This window comes from Streptomyces sp. NPDC059256, from assembly GCF_042753785.1.
In the GTDB taxonomy this organism is placed as follows: domain Bacteria; phylum Actinomycetota; class Actinomycetes; order Streptomycetales; family Streptomycetaceae; genus Streptomyces.
The window spans coordinates 289,580-308,835 of sequence record NZ_JBHYZO010000003.1 but is presented as its reverse complement, the minus strand read 5'-3'; the positions used below and the strand labels follow the sequence as shown (position 1 = coordinate 308,835).

The 19,256-nt window shown below is 67.0% G+C and carries 18 protein-coding genes; 9 read left to right on the top strand and 9 right to left on the bottom strand.

Translation table 11 applies throughout. The features are described from left to right. Nucleotides 1-27 precede the first annotated feature (27 nt). The 4 genes from ACFXJL_RS09395 to ACFXJL_RS09380 form a co-directional block, all read right to left on the bottom strand. Nucleotides 28-630, bottom strand: coding sequence for a carbonic anhydrase (locus tag ACFXJL_RS09395; RefSeq protein ID WP_329019075.1), 603 nt, complete (start codon nt 628-630; stop codon nt 28-30). A 462-nt stretch (nt 631-1,092) separates the two neighbouring features. Beyond that, nucleotides 1,093-1,752, bottom strand: a complete 660-nt coding sequence (locus tag ACFXJL_RS09390) for a response regulator transcription factor (RefSeq protein ID WP_329019078.1) — start codon at nt 1,750-1,752, stop codon at nt 1,093-1,095. Continuing rightward, complete coding sequence (locus tag ACFXJL_RS09385; RefSeq protein WP_384632678.1) at nt 1,655-3,118, bottom strand: sensor histidine kinase; 1,464 nt, start codon at nt 3,116-3,118, stop codon at nt 1,655-1,657. The genes ACFXJL_RS09390 and ACFXJL_RS09385 overlap by 98 nt, the downstream gene beginning before the upstream one ends. A gap of 45 nt (nt 3,119-3,163) precedes the next feature. Further along, complete coding sequence (locus ACFXJL_RS09380; RefSeq protein WP_358877552.1) at nt 3,164-3,628, bottom strand: hypothetical protein; 465 nt, start codon at nt 3,626-3,628, stop codon at nt 3,164-3,166. A 284-nt stretch (nt 3,629-3,912) separates the two neighbouring features. On the opposite strand from ACFXJL_RS09380, the gene ACFXJL_RS09375 reads away from it, so the two are divergent. Together ACFXJL_RS09375 and ACFXJL_RS09370 are read left to right on the top strand one after the other, a co-directional pair. Next, entirely contained in the window at nt 3,913-4,560 is a 648-nt protein-coding gene (locus ACFXJL_RS09375; RefSeq protein ID WP_384690741.1) for a hypothetical protein, read from the top strand. Nucleotides 4,561-4,895: 335 nt separating this feature from the next. Then, nucleotides 4,896-5,717: a class I SAM-dependent methyltransferase family protein gene (locus tag ACFXJL_RS09370; protein WP_384690738.1), complete on the top strand. Its 822-nt coding sequence runs from the start codon at nt 4,896-4,898 to the stop codon at nt 5,715-5,717. On the opposite strand, the gene ACFXJL_RS09365 is transcribed toward ACFXJL_RS09370, so the two are convergent. Then, nucleotides 5,706-6,176 carry a DUF1772 domain-containing protein gene (locus tag ACFXJL_RS09365; RefSeq protein ID WP_384690735.1) on the bottom strand — a complete coding sequence of 157 codons (471 nt, stop codon included), beginning with the start codon at nt 6,174-6,176 and terminating at the stop codon, nt 5,706-5,708. The genes ACFXJL_RS09370 and ACFXJL_RS09365 overlap by 12 nt on opposite strands. 212 nt (nt 6,177-6,388) lie before the next feature. Between ACFXJL_RS09365 and ACFXJL_RS09360 the strand changes: the two genes are divergently transcribed. Together ACFXJL_RS09360 and ACFXJL_RS09355 are read left to right on the top strand one after the other, a co-directional pair. Further along, a complete protein-coding gene (locus ACFXJL_RS09360) occupies nt 6,389-6,694 on the top strand; it encodes a hypothetical protein (protein ID WP_384690732.1) in 306 nt (101 codons plus the stop codon). A gap of 281 nt (nt 6,695-6,975) precedes the next feature. After that, nucleotides 6,976-8,106: a hypothetical protein gene (locus ACFXJL_RS09355; RefSeq protein WP_384690729.1), complete on the top strand. Its 1,131-nt coding sequence runs from the start codon at nt 6,976-6,978 to the stop codon at nt 8,104-8,106. On the opposite strand, the gene ACFXJL_RS09350 is transcribed toward ACFXJL_RS09355, so the two are convergent. Continuing rightward, entirely contained in the window at nt 8,072-8,845 is a 774-nt protein-coding gene (locus ACFXJL_RS09350; RefSeq protein WP_384632234.1) for an N-acetyltransferase, read from the bottom strand. The genes ACFXJL_RS09355 and ACFXJL_RS09350 overlap by 35 nt on opposite strands. A gap of 140 nt (nt 8,846-8,985) precedes the next feature. Further along, a complete protein-coding gene (locus ACFXJL_RS09345; RefSeq protein ID WP_358877545.1) occupies nt 8,986-9,831 on the bottom strand; it encodes a class I SAM-dependent methyltransferase in 846 nt (281 codons plus the stop codon). Nucleotides 9,832-10,171: 340 nt separating this feature from the next. Here ACFXJL_RS09345 and ACFXJL_RS09340 point away from each other — a divergent pair, with 340 nt between their 5' ends. Then, the gene (locus ACFXJL_RS09340; protein ID WP_384690725.1) at nt 10,172-11,617 is read left to right on the top strand and encodes a N,N-dimethylformamidase beta subunit family domain-containing protein; all 1,446 of its coding nucleotides are present in this window, start codon (nt 10,172-10,174) and stop codon (nt 11,615-11,617) included. On the opposite strand, the gene ACFXJL_RS09335 is transcribed toward ACFXJL_RS09340, so the two are convergent. Together ACFXJL_RS09335 and ACFXJL_RS09330 are read right to left on the bottom strand one after the other, a co-directional pair. Then, nucleotides 11,565-12,308 (bottom strand): HAD family hydrolase, encoded by a 744-nt coding sequence (locus tag ACFXJL_RS09335; protein ID WP_384690722.1) that lies wholly within the window; start codon nt 12,306-12,308, stop codon nt 11,565-11,567. The two genes, ACFXJL_RS09340 and ACFXJL_RS09335, sit on opposite strands and share 53 nt — an antisense overlap. Nucleotides 12,309-12,630: 322 nt before the next feature. After that, complete coding sequence (locus tag ACFXJL_RS09330; protein WP_358877542.1) at nt 12,631-13,818, bottom strand: serine/threonine protein kinase; 1,188 nt, start codon at nt 13,816-13,818, stop codon at nt 12,631-12,633. Between the two features lie 296 nt (nt 13,819-14,114). Between ACFXJL_RS09330 and ACFXJL_RS09325 the strand changes: the two genes are divergently transcribed. The 4 genes from ACFXJL_RS09325 to ACFXJL_RS09310 all read left to right on the top strand — a co-directional run bounded on the left by ACFXJL_RS09325 (nt 14,115) and on the right by ACFXJL_RS09310 (nt 18,924). Then, nucleotides 14,115-15,404, top strand: a complete 1,290-nt coding sequence (locus tag ACFXJL_RS09325; protein ID WP_329019107.1) for an extracellular solute-binding protein — start codon at nt 14,115-14,117, stop codon at nt 15,402-15,404. After that, nucleotides 15,394-16,485, top strand: a complete 1,092-nt coding sequence (locus ACFXJL_RS09320) for a carbohydrate ABC transporter permease (protein WP_384690719.1) — start codon at nt 15,394-15,396, stop codon at nt 16,483-16,485. The genes ACFXJL_RS09325 and ACFXJL_RS09320 overlap by 11 nt, the downstream gene beginning before the upstream one ends. Continuing rightward, nucleotides 16,482-17,330 (top strand): carbohydrate ABC transporter permease, encoded by an 849-nt coding sequence (locus tag ACFXJL_RS09315; RefSeq protein ID WP_384632217.1) that lies wholly within the window; start codon nt 16,482-16,484, stop codon nt 17,328-17,330. Before ACFXJL_RS09320 ends, ACFXJL_RS09315 begins: the two co-directional genes overlap by 4 nt. Nucleotides 17,331-17,829: 499 nt before the next feature. Further along, nucleotides 17,830-18,924: a radical SAM protein gene (locus tag ACFXJL_RS09310; protein ID WP_358877539.1), complete on the top strand. Its 1,095-nt coding sequence runs from the start codon at nt 17,830-17,832 to the stop codon at nt 18,922-18,924. Nucleotides 18,925-19,256: the final 332 nt, after the last annotated feature.

The following is a 19,256-nucleotide window of genomic DNA, read 5'->3' as shown; positions in this document are numbered from 1 at the left end:
GGTAAGAGGGCCTGACGGGCCCGGGGTTCAGTTCCGGTTGAACACTCCGTTGAGCTCGTCGAGCTCCAGCACCTCGGCCGTGTCGACGCGGTAGTACCAGCCGTGCAGTTGCAGCCGCCCCGCTTCGATCGCCTCGCGCACCTTGGGGTACGTACGCAGGTTCTCCAGCTGGGCGACGACGTGCCGCTGAACGAACTTGGCAAGGGTCAGGTCCTCCACCGGCGACCCGAGCATCGGGGCGAGCGCGGGGCGGCAGCCGGAGACCCACTGGGCGACGCTGGGAAGCGAGCTGAGGTCCGCGTCGTTGGCGACCGCGCCGACCGCTCCGCAGTGGGAGTGGCCGCAGACCACGATGTCCCGGACCTTGAGGACCTCCACCGCGTACTCGATGGTGGCGGACTCGGCGCAGGAGTGGTCCGCGTCGTAGGGCGTGATGATGTTGCCGGCGTTGCGCAGTTCGAAGACCTCACCGGGAACCGCTCCGGTGATGAGCGCGGGGATCACGCGTGAATCGGAACAGCTCACGAACAGCGTTCCGGGCGTCTGGCCCGCCGCGAATCGCCGGAAGGTCTCGCTCTCAGGGGCCACGCGGTGGCGGAAGTTGCGCGCGTTGTCGAGCAGTCGCTTCATGGTCACGCTCCTAGCAGTTCCGGCTATGGGGAGCCGGTGGGGGGAGAGACATCCGACGTGAATGTCTTGGCCCGGAATACTGCGCTGAAGTCATGAGTCATCCGTGAGATCACCGTGAGAGAGTTCTCATGCCTCTGACAACGATGTCATTCAAGCGAAGAAAGAATCCGTCAAGGGTTTTGCCCCTTCCAGTGGCATATTCCCAAGACCCTATTCACTGTGTGTGAAAGGTCCCTTCGCCACCGTAATTGAGGACTCGCTGTTCGTTCGATAACTCCGATAAGACGGACAACTCAGTTCCCCGCTCCCGTAACCGACTTCGGGTACCGAAGAGACACTGGGCGGCGCCTGGCGGCCGTGGAGCGACGGGGAGTCATCGGCGGCCGGCAGCCGGGCCCCAGGACCCCCAGCAGGCCGTCCCGGGCCCCGCCACCGGGCGCCACGGCCCGGCGAACCGGCTGCTCAGGCACGCAGCCGGTAGCCGACACCCCGGATCGTCTCCACCCGATCCGGACCCAACTTCCTGCGGAGATAGCGCACATACACATCGACGATGTTCGATCCCGGGTCGTAGTCGAAGCCCCAGACCCTGCTCAGCAGCTGCTCACGGGTGAGCACCTGGTCCGGGTTGCGTAAAAAGACCTCGGCGAGGGCAAATTCCCGCGCCGACAGTTCAGCGACCCGCCCGTCCACATGGACGCGACGGGTTCGCAGGTCAAGCACCATGTCGCCGACACGAAGGACTGATGCCTCCGGGCCGGCCTCACCTCTCAGTCGCAAGCGGACCCGGGCGAGCAACTCCTCAAAGGCAAAGGGTTTGGAGATGTAGTCGTCCGCCCCCGTCTCCAGCCCGGCCACAACGTCGGAAACGCTGTCCCGGGCCGTGAGGATGACCACGGGAAGGGTCACCCGTAGTTCGCGGAGTTTTCGCAGGACGGTTAGCCCGTCCACCGCGGGCAGTCCTAGATCGAGAATCATAAGATCGCAGTCGCCCGCCCGCGCATGTTCATAAGCGGAAAGGCCGTCACCGACGACCGCGGTGACGAACCCATTGCTTCGCAGGCCCTTTTCGACGAAGGAGGCGATTCCGGCTTCGTCCTCCGCTATCAGAATCCGGTGCATGGTGTCCTCTCTGCCAGGGGAAATACGCCGGCAAATCCAGTACGAATCGGGCGCCTCCGGTCTCTGCGTCCTCCACCCACGCCGTACCCCCGTGTGCCTCGGCGATCTCCCGCACGATGGCGAGCCCGAGGCCGATGCCCGTACCCGCCTGCGCGGGTGAGGCGACCCGCCCTGCTTGGACGAATCTGCCGAAGATCCGGTCCCGGTCCACCGGTCCGACCCCGGGGCCGGTATCCCGTACCCAGAGCAGGACCCGGCCCTCGCGCACGGCCGAGCCCATCTCGATGAGATCCCCGTCGAGGGTGTGCCGCACCGCGTTGGCGGCGAGTTGGATCAACCCCTGTGTGAGCCGCTGACCGTCGACCAGGACGGTCGCCTCGGAGACCGCCGCCACCCGCCAGTGCCGGTGCCCCAACGCCCTGGCCTTGGCGACCACGTCCACGATGAGGTCCGTCAGATTGGTCTCGCCGACCGTGAGGAAGTCCGGCCTCTCGGCCTTCGCCAGGAGGAGCAGATCGTCCACGATGCGGCTCATCCGGTCGAGTTCGTCGACCAGGAGGGCCCGGGTCATATGGGTCTCGTCCGGCCCGTCCTCCATCAGTTCCAGATGGCCGCGCACGACGGTGATGGGCGTGCGCAACTCGTGCCCCACCTCGTCGAGGAACCGCCGCTGCGTGGTGAAGGCGCGCTCCAACCGGTCCAGCATGTGGTTGAAGGTGTGGGCGAGGGCGGCCACATCGTCGTCACCCCGGACGTCGAGCCGCTGGGTGAGGTCCGACTCACCGATGCGCGCCGCCGTCTGTCGCACGAGTCTGATCGGCGCGAGAATGCGTCCCGCGACCAGCCAACTGGCCAGTCCGGCGCAGACCAGCGCACCGAAGGCGGTGAGCATCAGCATCTTGGCGACGCGCCGCTCCTCCTGGAGTTGGCGGTCACGGAACTCCAGCACGACGAGCCGTACGTCCCTGGGGTCGCCTGCGACCTCCACCTTGACGACCCCGTAGCGGACCTTCCCCGCCTTGGAGTCCAGCCAGCCGGACTTGGGGGTGGCGACCGTGCCCAGCATCCTGACGACGGACGCATCCCGGTCGAGGCGCACCCGACCCGGGGTGTCCGCCGGGCTGCGGCGGTCGGCAACGCCGTCAACAACGCTGAAGAACGTCTCATCCCGGCCCGGCGGGGTGACCTTCAAGAACTCGGTCACCAACTCGGCGCTGTTGTTGTACGACCCGTTGGTCGCGTGTTGCCGCAGGTCGTCGACCCGCCGTTGCAGCCGCGCATCGACCTGGTTGTCCAGCTGTGCCTGCCAGACGACCGTGATGCCAACGGTGGGCGCGGCCATGGCCACGCCCACCAGGAGGAGCATCCAACCGACGATGCGCGATCGCGCGCTGGCTGTACGACGTCTCACTTAGTCGTCTCCTTCAGCGTCGCGGTCCTCGGAGAAACCGCTCCCGCCTCCGCCCCCGTCCTCATCGTCCTCCTCCTCGTCGTCGTCGCCCTCCTCCTCCTGGCCTCCGGGCCGGGGGGTGCCGCTCTCAGAGCTGCGGGGCGGATCGACGATCTCCACCGGGCGCCCTCCCGACTGCTGGGGCGAAGGCGGGGTGAACTGGGGCTGCGGTGTGGACGTCTGAGGCAGAGGTGCCGACTTGGTCGGTGGTGGGGGCTTCTTCTCGGGTAAGGAAGGAGTCATCGGTGACGGCGGTTGGCTCCGCGCCGTCGCCTCAGGCATGGGGAGCCCACTGGGCTGTACAACGATCGCGGGTCCGAGATCCAACGGTTCGGGTCCTTGTGCCCAGACCTTGCCGGCGAGCATCCCGGCACCGGCCAGTGCGCAGACCGCCGTTATCACGATGTTGGCTCTCCTGAGTGTCATGCGGAGAGTCTGCTTCCTAGATCGAACAGATGAATGAAAGAGGAGAGGATTCTCATGTCTCGGCCGGTCAGGGCGTGCAGCTGCACGTGCAGACCAGAAAGCCATCCTTTGTCTCCCTCTTGCGCTCTCCGGTCGACGAGGGTGCGACGACCGATCGACGACAGATACGCGCGGCACGCGGTCAAAGACTCAACAGTTCTTGGGAAAGATCAATAACAGAGGCGTCGGATCCCTTCAACGGCCGCTCCCAAGCGGTGTCAGTACGGTCGGATACGGTCCGATCCATGTCTCTGAAATCACTGCGGGGTGGTTCCGACGAGGTGCGGCGCATGGTGGCCCTCAGCGATCTCCCCTGGGAGCGAGCGGCCTTGGAGGACGCGTTCGTCGCCCACAACTGGGCGGTCGTCGAAGCCGGCGCGGCGGGGCCTGCCGTCGAGTGGGGCGGTGGCGGGGCGGCGCCGCACTTCTTTGGCGAGGATTCGTCGGACGACGGCTGCGGACGCCGACTCGAACTGGGTGGGGCGCCCGACGGGCCCGCGGGGGGCGCGGGCTTCGTCCAGCTGCCCTGCGCGCTGTTCTGGCCTGCGTTCGGGGAAGAGCCGGAGGACGCAGAACCGGATGAGAGCGATGACCTCGATGCGGACTACGGTCCAGACTGGGAACGCTTCCCGGAGGCGACCCGAGCGGACTTCCATCGGGAGTATGACCGGATCGGGGCGTTGCTGAGAGCCGAGTTGGGTGAGCCCGACGAGTCGTTCGATGGCGAGATGGACGAACGCCGCGAGGTCTGGTACTGCACGGGTGTTCAGTTGGAGCTGCACCGCACCGACGACCTCAACAGCTACTCCCACTACGACGTGATCCTGGTGCGCATCGCTCCCCTGCGCTCCGACATCGACGCTGACGAATCCCCCACGGACGGCGGGGCATAAGGGCGCCGCAACGGCGCGGAGTCGGCGCCTGCGGGCCGGTGGACGTGGCGGTGCGAGCCGCCGGCGGAAGGGGGCGGTCCGGCGCGACTCCCCCGCCCTGAGCCCAACCCATGATGTCGACATGGACACGACACTAGACGATCTACGGACCCTGAGGGACCACGCCTACCCGCCCGCGCCTGAGATTGCCTGGTCCAGCGGGGGCGACGACCTCACGCGAGAATGACCGCCGCACCACCGCTCCGGTCTGCGCTCCCCGTACTCAGGGACACCCAGACCGGAGCCGAGTAGCCGAACGGATGTCCGGAGAACGCCCCCAACAGCAGGCTAGAGCCATGAACAAGCGACTGGGGAACGTGCGTTGGGCCGCCATGCGACTGCTGATGAACACCGTGGGACGGCTCAGTGAAGGCATCAGGATCGGCTACCGCCACGGCTTCGACAGCGGCTCGATGCTCGACTACGTCTATGTCAACAAGGCATCGGGTTCATGGGGAGTCGGCCGTCTCATCGACCGCAACTACCTCAACGCGATCGGCTGGCGGGCCATCCGCGCCCGTCGCGAGTTGCTGAAGGGCGTGCTGCGCAAGGAGATCGCCGAACGCGGCGACGGGGTGTTCGTGCTGGACGTGGCATCCGGGCCCGGGCGGTACCTCCAGGACCTCGTCGAGGAGTACGAGCCCGGACACCTGCGGGTGGAGTGCCGCGATCTGGATCGAGCGGGGCTCACCCAGGGCGAGGACCGGGCACGGTCGAACGGCTTGCAGGGCATCTCGTACGTCCACGGTGACGCACTGGACCCACGGCCGACCGACCGCGCGCCGGATGTGATCGTGATCTCCGGGCTGTACGAACTACTGCTGGACGACGAGGCCATCGCCGCCTCCATCGCACGGCTGCGCTCCCTGCTCGCTCCCGGCGGGGTGCTGGTGTTCACCACCCAGACCCACCATCCGCAACTGGAGTTCATCGCCCGGGTACTGCCCAACCGCGATGGCGTCCTGTGGGAGATGAAGTGCAGGCCGGTGGAGAAGGCGGAGCAGTGGGCCAGGGATGCGGGGTTCGACGCGGTCACCAGCAGGCGCGAGCAGGTGGGACTGTTCACGGTCACCACCGCGGGCCGGGCGAGGGTCGCGGACCGGTCGTCACAGGGCTGAGCTGACCATCAGGACGAAGGCCCCGATCGCCAGCATCGTGCGCAGAAGGTGGAACTGGTTCCAGCGGGGTTCGAACTCAAGGCGTATCTGGTCGTCGGAAGCGCTGTGGGTGACCTTCGCAGCGGCCTCCAGCGCATTGTTCAGCGGAATGTTCCCCACCACCGTCACCACGTGGTTCGCGACCGCGCACAGCAGGCCGGTGATCAGGAGGTTGCGCTGGAAGTCGGTACGGCCGTCGACGGGGAAGAACAGGGACAGCAATGGGAAGAGGACGATGGAAACGAAGGTCGCCAGGAAGAGAGGACGCGGCACGACCTCGTTGATCCGGCGCATGGCCGTCAGGAACTGCTCGTCGGTGAGTTGGGCGAACGCCGGCATGATCCCGGTCTGGAAGGTCAGCATGAAGCCTGCGTACAGACCCGTGGAGATGATCGCGAGAGCGAGGAGAACGGCAGCCATGGCGCACATCATGACCTGACACGGGCCGGCGCGCAGCCCCTACGCGGTGGGCGGACAACGCAGCCGGCGCGGCGGGAGTTCTCCGCCGGCGGTCAGGTGATCACGCGATCACCGTGGGGTACGGCGGCGGCCGTTGGGTACAGCCGGAGAGGAACGGTCCCCGGACCCTGCGATCCAACGGGTCGCGAGGGGGCCGTCACGGAGGTTGCCCCATGGGACGGGTCTGGCTGTATCTGTTACTCGCACTCGCGATCGCGCTGACGGCACTGGCCTTGCTGGCGGTCCACCAGGTGGCGCGGCCCCCCTTCGCCGTACGGTTGTACGCGGACGTCGCGGTGGTGGTCTGTTGGTTGAGCATCGCGGCCTACGGGGTGACACGGCGGCTGGCCGGACGGGAGGCGCGACCGCCCGTGGACAGCCGGGATCAGGAGTCGGACGGCCGGGAGCCCGCGGTCCGATGTACGGCAGACACCCACCGCCAGGCGAAACCGCGCTGGAGCACCAGGGACCACCTCTAGGTCGTGCCGTCGACCCGAGGAGCGCGGCAGCGGGGGTTCGGCGCATGCCGTCGCAGGGCGGAGGAGAGAGCCGATGCGGAGTGTCGGCGACTGCCGACGACGCGGCGACACCGCGTGCCAGGGCATGGCAGACAGACCGGACCATGTGGACATGGCTTAGGCATTTCCGCTGGTCACGATCCCACAAGATCAGGCCAATGTTGCTCTGGGGCGCCGCCGATCGTGGGAGGGTCTGCGACTCTGGCACGGCCATGATGTCCAGGATGCCTAGGAGCGCTGTGGTGAGCGTGGTACCCATCAGCTCGGCCGTCATGACCCACCCCGTACGGGAGGAACAGGCCCGTGAGTTGGCCGGACTCCTGGGGTTGGGGGGACTCGCCCTGGACCCTGCACCACACGATCCGCCGTCCGCACTGCGTACGGCGCTGGTGGCCTGGTCGGCCGTGGTACCGGGAGCGGGGCACCATCTCGTGGTGCAGGACGATGTGTCGGCGCCACAGGATCTGTTGGCGCTGGTGGGACGAGCGGTGCAGCGCTTCCCCGACGAGGCACTCGTCTTCTACACCAACTGGCATGCACGCAATGGCTCGGCGTCCCGACTGGCCGCGTTGGCGGGGGCTTCCTGGGTACGGGCCGTCCCGGAGGAGTTCACCCCCTCCCTTGCGGTCTGTCTGCCGGTGGACACGGCGGCTGAGTTCACCGAGTTCGCCCGGGACAGCGCCGAGCGCCACGACGACGAAGTCCTGTCCGGCTTCTTCCGCACCAAGGGGCGGATGGCACTGCTCGCCGTACCCAATGTGGTGGAGCACATCGGCACCAGCAGCATCAACGGCCATGCTGCGCAGGGCATCCGACTGGCGGTCTGCCCCCTCGGTGCCGATGACGCAGACGGGCTCTTCCAGCGGGGATGGGTGCTGGAGGAGCTCGATTGGCTCCCCTATATGCGCTACGGCGAGGGCTACCTCCGGCTGCCCGGTCAGGAGACCGCTGCCGACGGCGGGCGGGGGCACATCCGCTGGCGCGACGCCCTGCCCGCGATAGGAGCTTCGTCCCGGCTCACCGAGGAACGCGTCCGTGATCTGGTGACCGAACAGATGCCCCTGGGGCTGGCGACGGAGGTCGCCCGGTCGTTTGGCCCCGACTTCGCCGAGGAGTTGTGGATCCACTGTCTGATGTTGGGCCGGCAGGCGGCCGGGGCCGCCCATCGGCAGGCCCTGCGGCAGGGGGCCGAACCGATGGGGGCGCCGGACGAGGAGGCGATCGGACGGCTGAAGGAGGCCGCCGTCTCGACGGTGGGGCCTGCTGGTCTGTCACCGGAGCGCCGTCCCGAGGCAGGTCCGGAGCAGACCCGGCTGATGACCGAGTTCGCCTGGACCGCTATCCGTGCCGGGGAGCGTCTGTGGAAGTCGTGACCCGGTGGGTGATCCACACCGCCGGCTCCCAGTAGGCGCCCAGATCACTGCTGTGATCGACGTACAAGGTGGTCAGCCCGCCGGGGAAGACGTAGTCCCCGTCCTCGGGGAAGGCCATTCCCGTCCAGCTCTCCCATTCGGCGACGGTGCCGGTGATCCTGGACGAGCGGGCGGACGCAGCGGTCACGGCACCTCCCGCCTTGACCTGGGTGCGTATCCAGGGGTCGAAGGGGGAGCCGTCGTCGCGGGTCCAGGAGGCGTACCGCTCGATGGGCACCAGCGGGTAGCGGTCCTTCCAGGTGGGTCGGATGGGCACGAGGACGGTGTCGACGCCGGCGATGCGGGCCGTGGCGCTCATGGTGTCGAGCAACACCTTCGACAGCCCCTTGCCCTGGTGCCGCTGTGCGACCTCGATGCCGAGTGCGCAGAGGCCCCCGGGGGCCCGCCCGGCGTCGTGGTCGGCGAAGGCCCGTCCGATCGAGTCGTCGAGCCCGGGGCCGAGGTCCTCGGGGGTGCCGTCCCAGCTGCGGGGAAGGGAGCGCCCGGCACCCAGGACCTCGTCCTGCTCCTCGTCGTACAGCAGGAACTGGTAGTCCGGGAAGTCCTCGAACAGGCGATTCCAGTAGTCGCCGTTGATGTCTCCGTGCAGGTTGTACTCGGGCACCACTCCGGCGAACTGCGCGGGAATGCGGTCCCACAGGGCGGGGCGTTCCGAGTAGCGCACCACGGCCATGGCCATTTTGATCTGCTCTCTTCTCTCCGGCGGTCGTGCGGGCGGTCGTCTCGGGCGGTCGTCTTCGGCGGGCCTGTTGCGGCACTCTCATGGAGCTCAGGCCCCGGGGGACGGGCGGCCGGGGGACGGGCGGCCGGGGCATCCGGTCAGGCGGGTACGGACAGCTCCCAGGCGATGATCAGCGGGATGCCCTCCCAGGCGGCGCGGGCGGCGTCCGCGATGTACTCCTCGTACCCACCGGGTGCCAGGCGGCCGTTGAAGAGGGGTTCGTGACAGGCGCGCACGGTCAGTCCGGCCCGGGCGAAGGCATTCAGATAGTCGCTGGCGAAGTGGACGTGATTGCGGACGAACGCGAGTTGCTCGGATCCATGGACGAAGAGGCACTGGCCCTGGAGGGAGATCACAAAGGGGTGCATATCGGTGATGATGATGCGTCCGCCCGGTTTGACCACGCGGGCCAGCTCCGCGACGCTCGCGTCCAGTTCGGGTAGGTGGGTCATCGCCAGGGAGCAGACGGCGACGTCGACGGACTGATCGTCCAGCGGCAGGCTCTCCAGCCGTCCCACCCGGTACTGGGCCTCGGGGGCGTTCGCGCGGGCCTTGTCCAGCATCTGCGGTGACTGGTCGACGCCCGTGGTGCGAAATCCGCGCGACGTCAGGGCGAGGGTCTGCCGCCCGGTGCCGCACGCGGCGTCGAGCGCGGCACCGGCGGGGAGCCGGTCGAGGATCTCGTGGACGATGGGCTCCTCCACCTCGATGTAGGAGCTGGGCAGGGTGTCGTAGATGGCGGACCACGAGGCGTAGCCGTCGGCGGCGTCGAGTTCGTCGACGTCCGCGCCCTTGCCGGGCAGTTGTTCGTCGCTGAGGACGAAGCGTCGTATGTCGTCCACGCGCTGCTTGAGGAACGCCTCGTCGCCGTCGATGGCATGCCGTAGCAGCGCCATTCCCTGGATTCCCAGAACCAGTTCGCGTACACGGAATTCACTGCTCATTCGGATTCCCCTCGCCGCCCTTTGGGCGGGCTATCGATGTGTTGTGCACCGGGTGATGGAACCCGGATTCCTTCACGTGCTGTCCGGGTGTTGTCCTGGTGCGATTCAGATGCTGTCGGCGCGGGTGTCGAGTGCCAGGACTACCCCGGTTCAAGGGAAAAGAGTCAATGAGCGGACCTTGTGTCCAAAACGCAGCCACGAGTGGCCGGTTCAGGACGGGCCATTGTCGCGACCGGGTGCACCTATCTAGCATGTCCGACCGACGGCGTGAACTTCTCGCCGTCTTTCTGCGATCAATCCTGGGAGTGGTGTGATAGAGGGCTATGTGGGCCGGGAAAGCGTGACGGCAGGCGATTTCCTTGCACTCCACGTCTCCACCGACGCACCCATCTACCGTGTGCGTTTCTATCGACTCGGCCAAGAGTTGGAGATGGTACGAGAATCGGTGTGGCAACCGGGGTCGCTGCATTCCGCTCCACCGCATCCCCAAGGTCCGCCGGCCGGTGCGTGTCCTGCGACGGACTGGGGCTGGCCCGCCACGGAATTCTCCATTCCGCCCGACTGGCGGACCGGGATCTATCTGGTGCAGTTCATCGAGGGCGGCCCCGGTTCTGAGGACTCCGCGCCACTGCTCGACGGTTCGACCATCGAGGGCTTCGAGCGGGAGTTCTTCATCGTCCGACCGCGAAAGCCCGGCGAACACTCGCGCATCCTCTACAAGAAGTCGACGTTCACCCGACATGCGTACAACAAGTCGGACCGCAGGGATCTGGAGCGGACCGCCAGCCTCTATGAGAACCCCGTCTACCTGGACGGCAGTGACGGCGGTCCCCGTGGGCACAAGATCAGTCTGCATCGGCCGGGCGGTGTGATCGACCTCGCCTACTGGGACGCCCCCTTCATCGCCTGGCTCGAACGCAGCGGCTATCCGGTGGAGTACTGCACCGACCTCGATCTGCACGAGAACCCGGAGCTGCTGTCCGCATACGACCTCCTGCTCAGCGTCGGCCATGACGAGTACTGGAGCCAGGCCATGCGGCTCCAGGTCGAGGAGTTCATCAACGCCCGTGGGAACGTCGCCTTCTTCAGCGCAAACACCTGCTGGTGGCGCATTCACCCCGTCGACCAGAACAGCGCATTCATATCTGACACGGATCACCAGGTGGGGGAGGGCTATCCACATCTCCCGGCCACCGACCAATGGTGGCCTCCGATACCCAACGGGGTCGGTCTGCCGGAGAATTCCCTGACCGGTGTGAGTTTTCGCAACGGCGGGATGTGGGCAACCTCGGACGGCACTTGGCCGGGCGATCGGCCACGCGCCGGGTATTCCGTACAACACGCGGACCACTGGGTCTACGAGGGCACCGGACTACGGGATGGATCCACGGATGGAGTTCAGGACCATCTGGGCGCAGGAACACCACTCATCGGCTATGAATGCGATGGCGCAGCATTCACCTACGATGCCGAAGGAATCGCCTGGGCCGATGGCTCGGACGGCACTCCGGATTCATTCCTCATTCTAGGCATCCATCTCCTGAATCCGACGCACGACGATTTCCATCACTTCAAGCTCGGCCATTGGAACTGCGTCGCACGCGAACCCGCAGTCACCAGTCCGCGCGCCGCCACGATGGGCGTGTACACAGCGGGCGGAACGGTGTTCACGGCCGGTACCACCGACTGGCCTGTGGTGTGCGGACGGGAGACGGACGCGGCGGTGGTGCGCGTCACCCGGAACGTACTGGATCGGTTGCGGACGCGGACCACAGCAGATCGCTGAGCTCCGCGAGTCCGGAGATCCGGGCGGCGCCCGGCACGAGTGGTGGCGCTTGTCCGTCGACCGCCCGATCGGCACGCCATAGATGGACCGCACGCATCCCCGCCGCCAGCGGCCCCTCCACATCCGGGCGCCAGACATCGCCGACGAACACGGTCTCCTGGGGCGTCAGCCCCAGCCGGTCCAACACCGTGCGATAGATCAGTGGATGGGGCTTGCGGGCGCCGGCCCATGCGGAGCTGACCGACACATCGATCACATCCGACAGGCCGACGTCCGCAAGGGACCGGTCCAGATGCCAGTACCAGTTGGAGCAGACAGCCACCCGCACTCCCCTGTCGCGCAGTTCGGCGAGCGCTCCCGGCACATCGTCGAACAGGGCGAGATGAAGGTCCTTCATCGCCCGGTCGACCTCGGCGACCAGTTCTTCCAACTGATCAGCCGGCACCCCACAGGCCCGGGCCCGGCTTCTGAGCCGGTCCCGCTCCCAGGCGGTGTACGCCCGTTCACTGGCGGAGTGGGCTCGGTGTTCCTCGCCCTCCCCCGGCCCCACGGACCATTGATCCCCCCAGCGACGACCCGCTTCCACCAGCCCGCGACGGGCGAAGATCGAGCGGTGGTCGGGCGGCAGCGGCGGGATCATCCGCACCAGGGTTCCGTAGAAGTCGAAGACCACTCCCCTGATCGCTGTCATCTCTCTCCGTGTCTCGATGTCCCGATGTCCCGATGTCTGGAGGTCCCGATGTTGCCGATGTGGTGGCCTCCGCTGCTGCGGCTGGGGCGCTCATGGCCGGATGCGGCCGTAGGGGGGGCAGGGCGGGGAAGGTTCCCTACGGCCGCATCCATCACGGCGGCCTGTACCCGATCGGATGTGACTCCGTTCGGGTCGATGGCCCCGGCGCCCGGGGAGGGGCGTCATCCCGTGTCATCGCCGCGCCCGAATCCGCGGGGCGGAACGGGCGCGAGCCTGTCGCAACGGACAGACCAGTACCGCCAGTGCCGTCGGTGCCGAGGGGTCAGAACCGTCCGTACCGGCGGGGGAAGTAGTCCTCCAACGCGCCGTCGCGCTCGATGTCCACCGTGGAGCAGTGCAGCCCACCGCCGAAGGGACCGACCGCGCGGAACGGGACCGGCACGATCTCGAATCCGTAGGAGGACAGCTGCTCGGAGAGGCGTTCCTCCTTCTCTTCGACACAGAGCGTGTTCTGGTCCAGGTTGAGCATGTTCGCTGCGAGCCATGGGCTACAGAACGACAGCTTGGGCGGGTGGTCCCAACTCGCCGGCTGGACAGCCTCGATGACCTCCCAGTCGTTGAGCTTGAAGAACTCCATCAGCTCCGCGTCAGCGAGTCGCTCCCCGCAGTGCAGGACCAGGCCCGGCCGCAACGGGACCCATGTGGAGTCGATGTGCAGCGGATGGGTGTTGGTGGAGGTCACCGCATGGACCCGGTGGTCGGGGAAGTGGCGCTTGAGCCACTCATAGCCGCTGCGGTTGGTGACGAAGGAGAGCTGGACGAAGAGGTCCTTGCCGAAGCGGGCGACATCGGCCGCGTCGAAGAGGGGTTCCGCCTCGGTGAGCACCAGGTCGTAGTCGCGGACCCGGGCCAACTGCTCCTCGGTGCTCTGCCCGTTGAACTCGTCCCAGAATCCGGGCTTGAAGGAGTCGTCGGTGAGTCGCGGCTTGGGCGCCGCTTCCCACCGCATGTTGCTGTCGCCTTCGAACAGGTTCTGGAGCACCGGCCGGTAGCAGAGGTACTCGAACCAGCGGCTGCGGTACGACATGGTCGCTTCGAGGACCTCGTTGCCCACGGTCAGCAGGAGGTCCCTCGGCGGCATGCAGCCGAACATCGAGTCATGGCTCCACTCGGGGGTGGAGACCTGCTGGGTGAAGTCGATGGGGGTGGGGCGGTCCACCCGGATGCCACGGTCCGACAGGAGCTTGGCGAAGTTGTCGAGCTGTTCGTCCGCCTCGGCGACCATTTCGGCCGGCATGGGGCCGTAGGTGCCCAGGGGGAATCCATCGTCGGGGTAGTCCCGACGCACCGCGTGTTCGGGGGCCTGGACCACGGTGCCTTCGGCCCGTCCGACGATGACGTGCCGCAGCGGGTCCCAGCCGTTCCAGGCGTTGACCCGTAAGGGTCTGGAGTCGGCGGTGCTGGTCAAACCGGTGTTGAGATCCGTAGCGGAGTCGCTCTGCTCGGTCACGTACTCACCCTTCGATAGGGGTCGCGGGAGACGCAGAGGCAAACCTGAGGCACGAATGGATCACCGTCAAGAAGCACTTGATTGCGCAGCGCAGTCTTTGAGCCAAAGGTATAGGCCACCGGAAGCAAAAGTTCCGGCCATTGCACGAGATCAGCGACGGATCATGACGTTTGCGCACGTCGGAGGACCAGACCGATAACCGATCTCTTCGAGCCGAAAGACACGAGCAAGAGGAGAAGCCTGTTTCTCCCGGGTAGTTAGTGACGGTCGCAAGCCACCCCCCACGGAGGAAAACCATGACACCGAGAAGGCTTCGCTGGTCCGCTTACCTGGGAACTCTCCTGTTACTCGGGACTGCGGCCTGCGGTTCGTCCGACGACTCGAACGGCTCGTCGGGCGGGGACAAGCTCACGGTCTGGCTCGCCGTCGACGCCCGGGAGAGTTGGCCCGGCATGGTGAAGTCGGCCAATGAGCGCTTCAACAAGAAGCACCCCGGTGTCGACGTCGAGATCCAGTACCAGCAGTGGCCCAGCAAGAACCAGAAGCTCGACGCCGTACTCGCCGGACGCGACACCCCCGACGTCGTCGAGATGGGCAACAGCGAAACGGCCAACTACATCCTCAATGGCGCCTTCATCCCCCTTGACGCCAAGAAGTTCGACCAGTCCGACACCTGGCTCGAAGCGCTGTCGGAGGCGTGTCAGTCCGAAGGCAAGACCTACTGCGTGCCGTACTACGCGGGCGCCAGGATCGGCGTCTACCGCACCGACTACTTCAGCCAGGCGGGAGTCACCGCCCCACCGGAGACATTCCCCGAACTCATCTCGGCCCTGGACAAGTTGAAGCAGAAGTACGGCAGCAAGGACCCCAACTTCTCCGCCCTCTACCTCCCCGGCCGCTACTGGTCGGCGGCGATGGCCTTCCTCAAGGACGCCGGCGGCGAGATGGCCGTGAAGACCGACGGCACCTGGAAGGGCGCACTGTCCTCGCCCAAGTCGATCCAGGGCCTGACCCAGTGGAAGAAGCTCATCGACTCCTACTACGTGGGAGACCGGTCCAAGGACAACGGCGACCAGCCCGCCGTCATCGGACAGGGCAAGGTCGGCGTCTTCTACGGCAACACCTGGGAGGCCCAAGCCTCAGCCGACAGCCGCTCCGGTGGCAACCCGGCGCTGAAGGGCAAGCTCGCCACCTTCACCTTCCCCGGCCCGTCGGGAGAGGTACTGCCGCCGTTCCTCGGCGGCTCCACCCTCGCCATCCCCGCCAAGTCCCGCAACCAGGAGCTGGCAGCGGAGTGGATACGGATCTTCACCGACCGGGAGTCCCAGCGACAGCTGATCGCCGCCAACACCCTGCCCAACAACACGGTCCAGCTGAAGGACGTGCCCGCTGACGGCATCAACGGACCGGCGGCCAAGGCGGCCGAGCGCGGTTGGATCACCCCGCAGGCACCGGGTTGGACCTCGGTCGAGAAGTCCAACATCCTCCCCGAGACGCTGGAGCGGATCGCCACCGGCAAGGACTCGGTGGAGAAGGCCACCAAGGAGGCGGACCGCAGGATCAACGCGGTGATCAATGAGCGCTGATGCAACTCCGTCCGCCGCGCCCCCTCCGACCGGGAACGGTGCGCGGCAGCACGGCGAGAGGCACACCCCGAGCTCCCCGGTCGATCGGCCGGACCTGCCCGGTCAGCAGCGAAGACCCGAAGAACACACACCGAACAAAAACGGCAGCGCCGACCGGAATGGGGACGGAGGTCGGACGCGCGTCCCCCGCAGACGTCCGCAACTGCTGCCCTATCTGCTGATCGCGCCGGCGCTGCTGTCCCTGGTGGTCGTCCTCGGCTATCCGCTGGCGGACATGCTCCTGCTGTCGTTCCAGGACATGACCCGCAAGGAACTGTTCAGCGGAGAGTCGCCGCCCTGGGTCGGACTTGAGCAGTTCCGCAACATCCTCAGCGACGGCTTCTTCTGGGTGGTCGTCGCCAGGACCGCCGCCTTCACCGTCGTGTGCACCACGCTCACCATGGCAATCTCACTCGCCGTAGCCCTGCTGATGCGACGGGTGTCCACCTGGGTCCGGCTGATCATCGCCTCGGTGCTGATCGCGGTCTGGGCCATGCCCGTGATGGTGGCCGCCTCCATCTTCCGCTGGCTGTTCGACGCGGACTACGGGGTCGCCAACTGGCTGCTGAGCCAACTGCCGATGATGGACTTCAGCAAGCACAACTGGTTCACCGACCCCTGGCAGGGATTCGCCGTCATCGCGGGCGTGGTGATCTGGGGAGCCGTGCCCTTCGCCACCATCACCCTCCATGCGGCGCTCATGCAGATCCCGCAGGAGTTGGAGGAGGCGGCGGTGATCGACGGGGTGCAGGGCTCGCAGATGCTGCGGCACATCACCTTCCCCGTCATCAAGCCCTCCTTCGTCATGGTCACGACCCTGATGTCCATCTGGAACTTCGGGGTCTTCAACCAGATCTGGCTGATGCGCGGCGGCCAGCCGGAGCGGGAGTACTACCTGCTGGGCATCTATTCCTTCATCGAGTCGTTCGCGGTCAACCGCTACAGCGCGGGTGCGGCGATCGCCGTGGTGACCGTACTGCTGCTCCTCGCCGGATCCGTCGTCTACCTACGTCAGATGCTTCGCATGGGAGAGGTCGAGTGAGCCGCGCACGGAGCAGAACCGGGATACGCCGCACTAGGCGCCGGGACAACGTCCTGGGGTTGTTGGTGGCTGCGGTGATGGGCTTCCCCGTCTACTGGATGGTCCTGACCGCGTTCCGGCCGGCGACCGACGTGCTCAGCAACCCACCCGTGTTCTGGCCCAACGGCTTCACCCTGGACAACTTCTCGCGGGCGATGGGGACGGAGACGTTCTGGGCCAACGTCCGCTCCAGCGTGCTCATCGGACTGGGCACGGTCCTGGTGTCACTGGTGATCGGCACCCTTGCCGCCTTTGCCCTGGCCAGGTTCCGGTTCGCCGGGCGCAAGGCGTTCGTCGTGGTGATCCTGGGCGTCCAGATGATTCCGCTGGCGGCTCTGGTCATTCCCGTCTACCTCCTGGTCAACGACGCCGGGATGACCGACACCCTGATCGGTGTGATCCTCACGTACCTCGTCTTCATGCTGCCGTTCACCGTCTGGCTGCTGCGCGGGTTCATCGCGGGCATTCCGGTGGAGTTGGAAGAGGCGGCGATGGTCGACGGGTGTACGCGGCTCGGTGCGTTTCGGCGGGTGATCCTGCCGCTGCTCGCGCCGGGCCTCGTCGCCACCTCGATCTTCGCCATGATCCAGGCGTGGAACGAGTACGTCCTGGTGTACGTGCTGCTGTCGAGCCCGGAGAAGCAGACGCTCAGCATCTGGCTCGTGTCCTTCCAGACCGGATTCGGCACCGACTACGGCGGGCTGATGGCCGGGGCGACGCTCACTGCGCTGCCCGTGGTGGTCTTCTTCCTGTTCGTGCAGCGCAAGATCGCCGCCGGGTTGACCGTCGGCGCCATCAAGGGGTGATCGGGCACGCTGCGGCGGTGGAGTGGGCAGGGGCGTCGAGCCACCGGTGACCACTGTTGTGGAGCTCGGTGCCGTCCACCGTGACGGGCCTGTCCCACGCCGTGTCCCCGGGTGCGATCGACCGGGGCGGGCCTTCCCACGAAGGCGCCGTCCCGGTTCGGGCCCCGCCCTTGAATGAGAGCAGATGGGCACGGTTGGGCGCCGGACGACGTCGTGCGGAGCCCGGGCCGAGGTGGGTGAGGTCGGTGAACGGCCGCCGAGCCGGGGTGCGATCACCCGGTCGATGGCAGGCGAGCCACGCCCCGGAACGCGGCCGTATCCCCGACCGCCTCCCCTGGTACGGCTGCCCCACGGCTCCGGTCCCATGCCCGTACTCGATGGGGCCGGTCGTTCCGCGCCACCCGCCGCCCTTCGACTCCCGTGCCCCGCCGGGACCACCGGCAGGGCACCCACCATCGAACCACCGTTCAACCGTTCCACGAACACGAGGAGATTCATCGTGACGTCAGACCGCCTGGACCTGGTGTCCAAGCTGTACCAACCCTCGGGGTGGCCGAGGGTTGTGGAAGCAGCCGCCGGAGGCTCCTCCAGCGCCCCTCTGGTGGTTGACCTCGATCCGACCACCTTCTGCGATCTGGCCTGCCCCGAGTGCATCAGCGGAAAGTTACTGAACCAGGGCCGCTTCACCCCGGAGCGGCTGGCGGCTCTCGCCCAGGAGTTGGTCGACCTCTCGGTGCGGGCCGTGGTCCTCATCGGCGGCGGCGAACCGCTCGCCCATCGCGGCACCCGAAATGTGCTGAAGGTCCTCGGCGAAGCCGGGCTGGCCATCGGCGTGGTCACCAACGGCACCATGATCGCGCAGAACCTCGATGAACTGGCCGAGTACGCCAGTTGGGTACGGGTGTCCATGGACGCCGGCACCCCGGAGACGTACGGGATCTTCCGCCCGGACCGCAAGGGGCGCAGCGTCTTCGACAAGGTGGTCGGGAACATGCGGCTGCTCGCCGAAGCCAAACAGGGGGCCCTCGGGTACTCGTTCCTGGTGATGTCCCGACGACTGTCGGACGGCACCACGGTCAGCAACCACGGCGAGGTGCTCCAGGCCGCAGAACTCGCCCACGACATCGGTTGTGACTACTTCGAGACCAAGGCCATGTTCGACGACGACCACCACATCATCCAGGTGCCGGAGGACATCCTTGACTCCGTCGACCGCCAGTTGGAGAAGGCCGCCCGGCTGGAGAGCGACACCTTCCAACTGATCAACTCCTCGACCCTGACAGCCCTGCGCACTCATGTGGGGCCGGTGCAGCCGAAGGAGTACCACCGCTGCCAGGTGGCCGAGTTGCGGACGCTCATCACACCGTCGGGCGTCTACGTGTGCTCGTACCACCGGGGCAATCCCATGGCCAGGATCGGTGACGCGGTCACCGAGGACCTCGCCGACATCTGGAAGAAGTCCGACCGCGGCATGATCGACCCGGAACGCGACTGCCGCTTCCACTGCGCACGGCACCTCTCCAACCTGGAGATGGAGCGCATAGCGCGCGGTGAAGGAAGGGAGTTGGGGACGGACTACGACCCCTTCATCTGAGTCGGCCTCGAACGGGCGGGGCGAGGCGGCGGTGCATTCATCCGGCTGAGCGAAGACAGTCGGGCGTTGCGGGCGGTCTCGCCCCGGGGCACTCGGGGTCGCTCAAGGGACACGGGTCCGGCAGCACGGGTGCGGGGCCGGGCAAGGGTCCGGCAGTACATGAGGTACGAAGGAGCAGAGGAGCCGGGGGAGGCAAGCGCGATCCACCTGCGCGGGCGGGCCCCGCGCACACCGAAGGGCGCCGGGGGCGGCCCGGCCCGCGGGGCGCCCCCCGGCCCCGCCGCGGACCCCGGGGGTTCAGGTTCGGGTTCAAAATAAAGCGACGCACACAA

What these genes read in the sequence shown, in the direction of transcription:
- ACFXJL_RS09395 (WP_329019075.1), bottom strand. Translation starts at nt 630, where the DNA reads ATGAAGCGACTGCTCGACAACGCGCGCAACTTCCGCCACCGCGTGGCC.
- ACFXJL_RS09390 (WP_329019078.1), bottom strand. Translation starts at nt 1,752, where the DNA reads ATGCACCGGATTCTGATAGCGGAGGACGAAGCCGGAATCGCCTCCTTC.
- ACFXJL_RS09385 (WP_384632678.1), bottom strand. Translation starts at nt 3,118, where the DNA reads ATGCTCCTCCTGGTGGGCGTGGCCATGGCCGCGCCCACCGTTGGCATC.
- ACFXJL_RS09380 (WP_358877552.1), bottom strand. Translation starts at nt 3,628, where the DNA reads ATGACACTCAGGAGAGCCAACATCGTGATAACGGCGGTCTGCGCACTG.
- ACFXJL_RS09375 (WP_384690741.1), top strand. Translation starts at nt 3,913, where the DNA reads ATGTCTCTGAAATCACTGCGGGGTGGTTCCGACGAGGTGCGGCGCATG.
- ACFXJL_RS09370 (WP_384690738.1), top strand. Translation starts at nt 4,896, where the DNA reads ATGAACAAGCGACTGGGGAACGTGCGTTGGGCCGCCATGCGACTGCTG.
- ACFXJL_RS09365 (WP_384690735.1), bottom strand. Translation starts at nt 6,176, where the DNA reads ATGGCTGCCGTTCTCCTCGCTCTCGCGATCATCTCCACGGGTCTGTAC.
- ACFXJL_RS09360 (WP_384690732.1), top strand. Translation starts at nt 6,389, where the DNA reads ATGGGACGGGTCTGGCTGTATCTGTTACTCGCACTCGCGATCGCGCTG.
- ACFXJL_RS09350 (WP_384632234.1), bottom strand. Translation starts at nt 8,845, where the DNA reads ATGGCCATGGCCGTGGTGCGCTACTCGGAACGCCCCGCCCTGTGGGAC.
- ACFXJL_RS09345 (WP_358877545.1), bottom strand. Translation starts at nt 9,831, where the DNA reads ATGAGCAGTGAATTCCGTGTACGCGAACTGGTTCTGGGAATCCAGGGA.
- ACFXJL_RS09335 (WP_384690722.1), bottom strand. Translation starts at nt 12,308, where the DNA reads ATGACAGCGATCAGGGGAGTGGTCTTCGACTTCTACGGAACCCTGGTG.
- ACFXJL_RS09325 (WP_329019107.1), top strand. Translation starts at nt 14,115, where the DNA reads ATGACACCGAGAAGGCTTCGCTGGTCCGCTTACCTGGGAACTCTCCTG.
- ACFXJL_RS09320 (WP_384690719.1), top strand. Translation starts at nt 15,394, where the DNA reads ATGAGCGCTGATGCAACTCCGTCCGCCGCGCCCCCTCCGACCGGGAAC.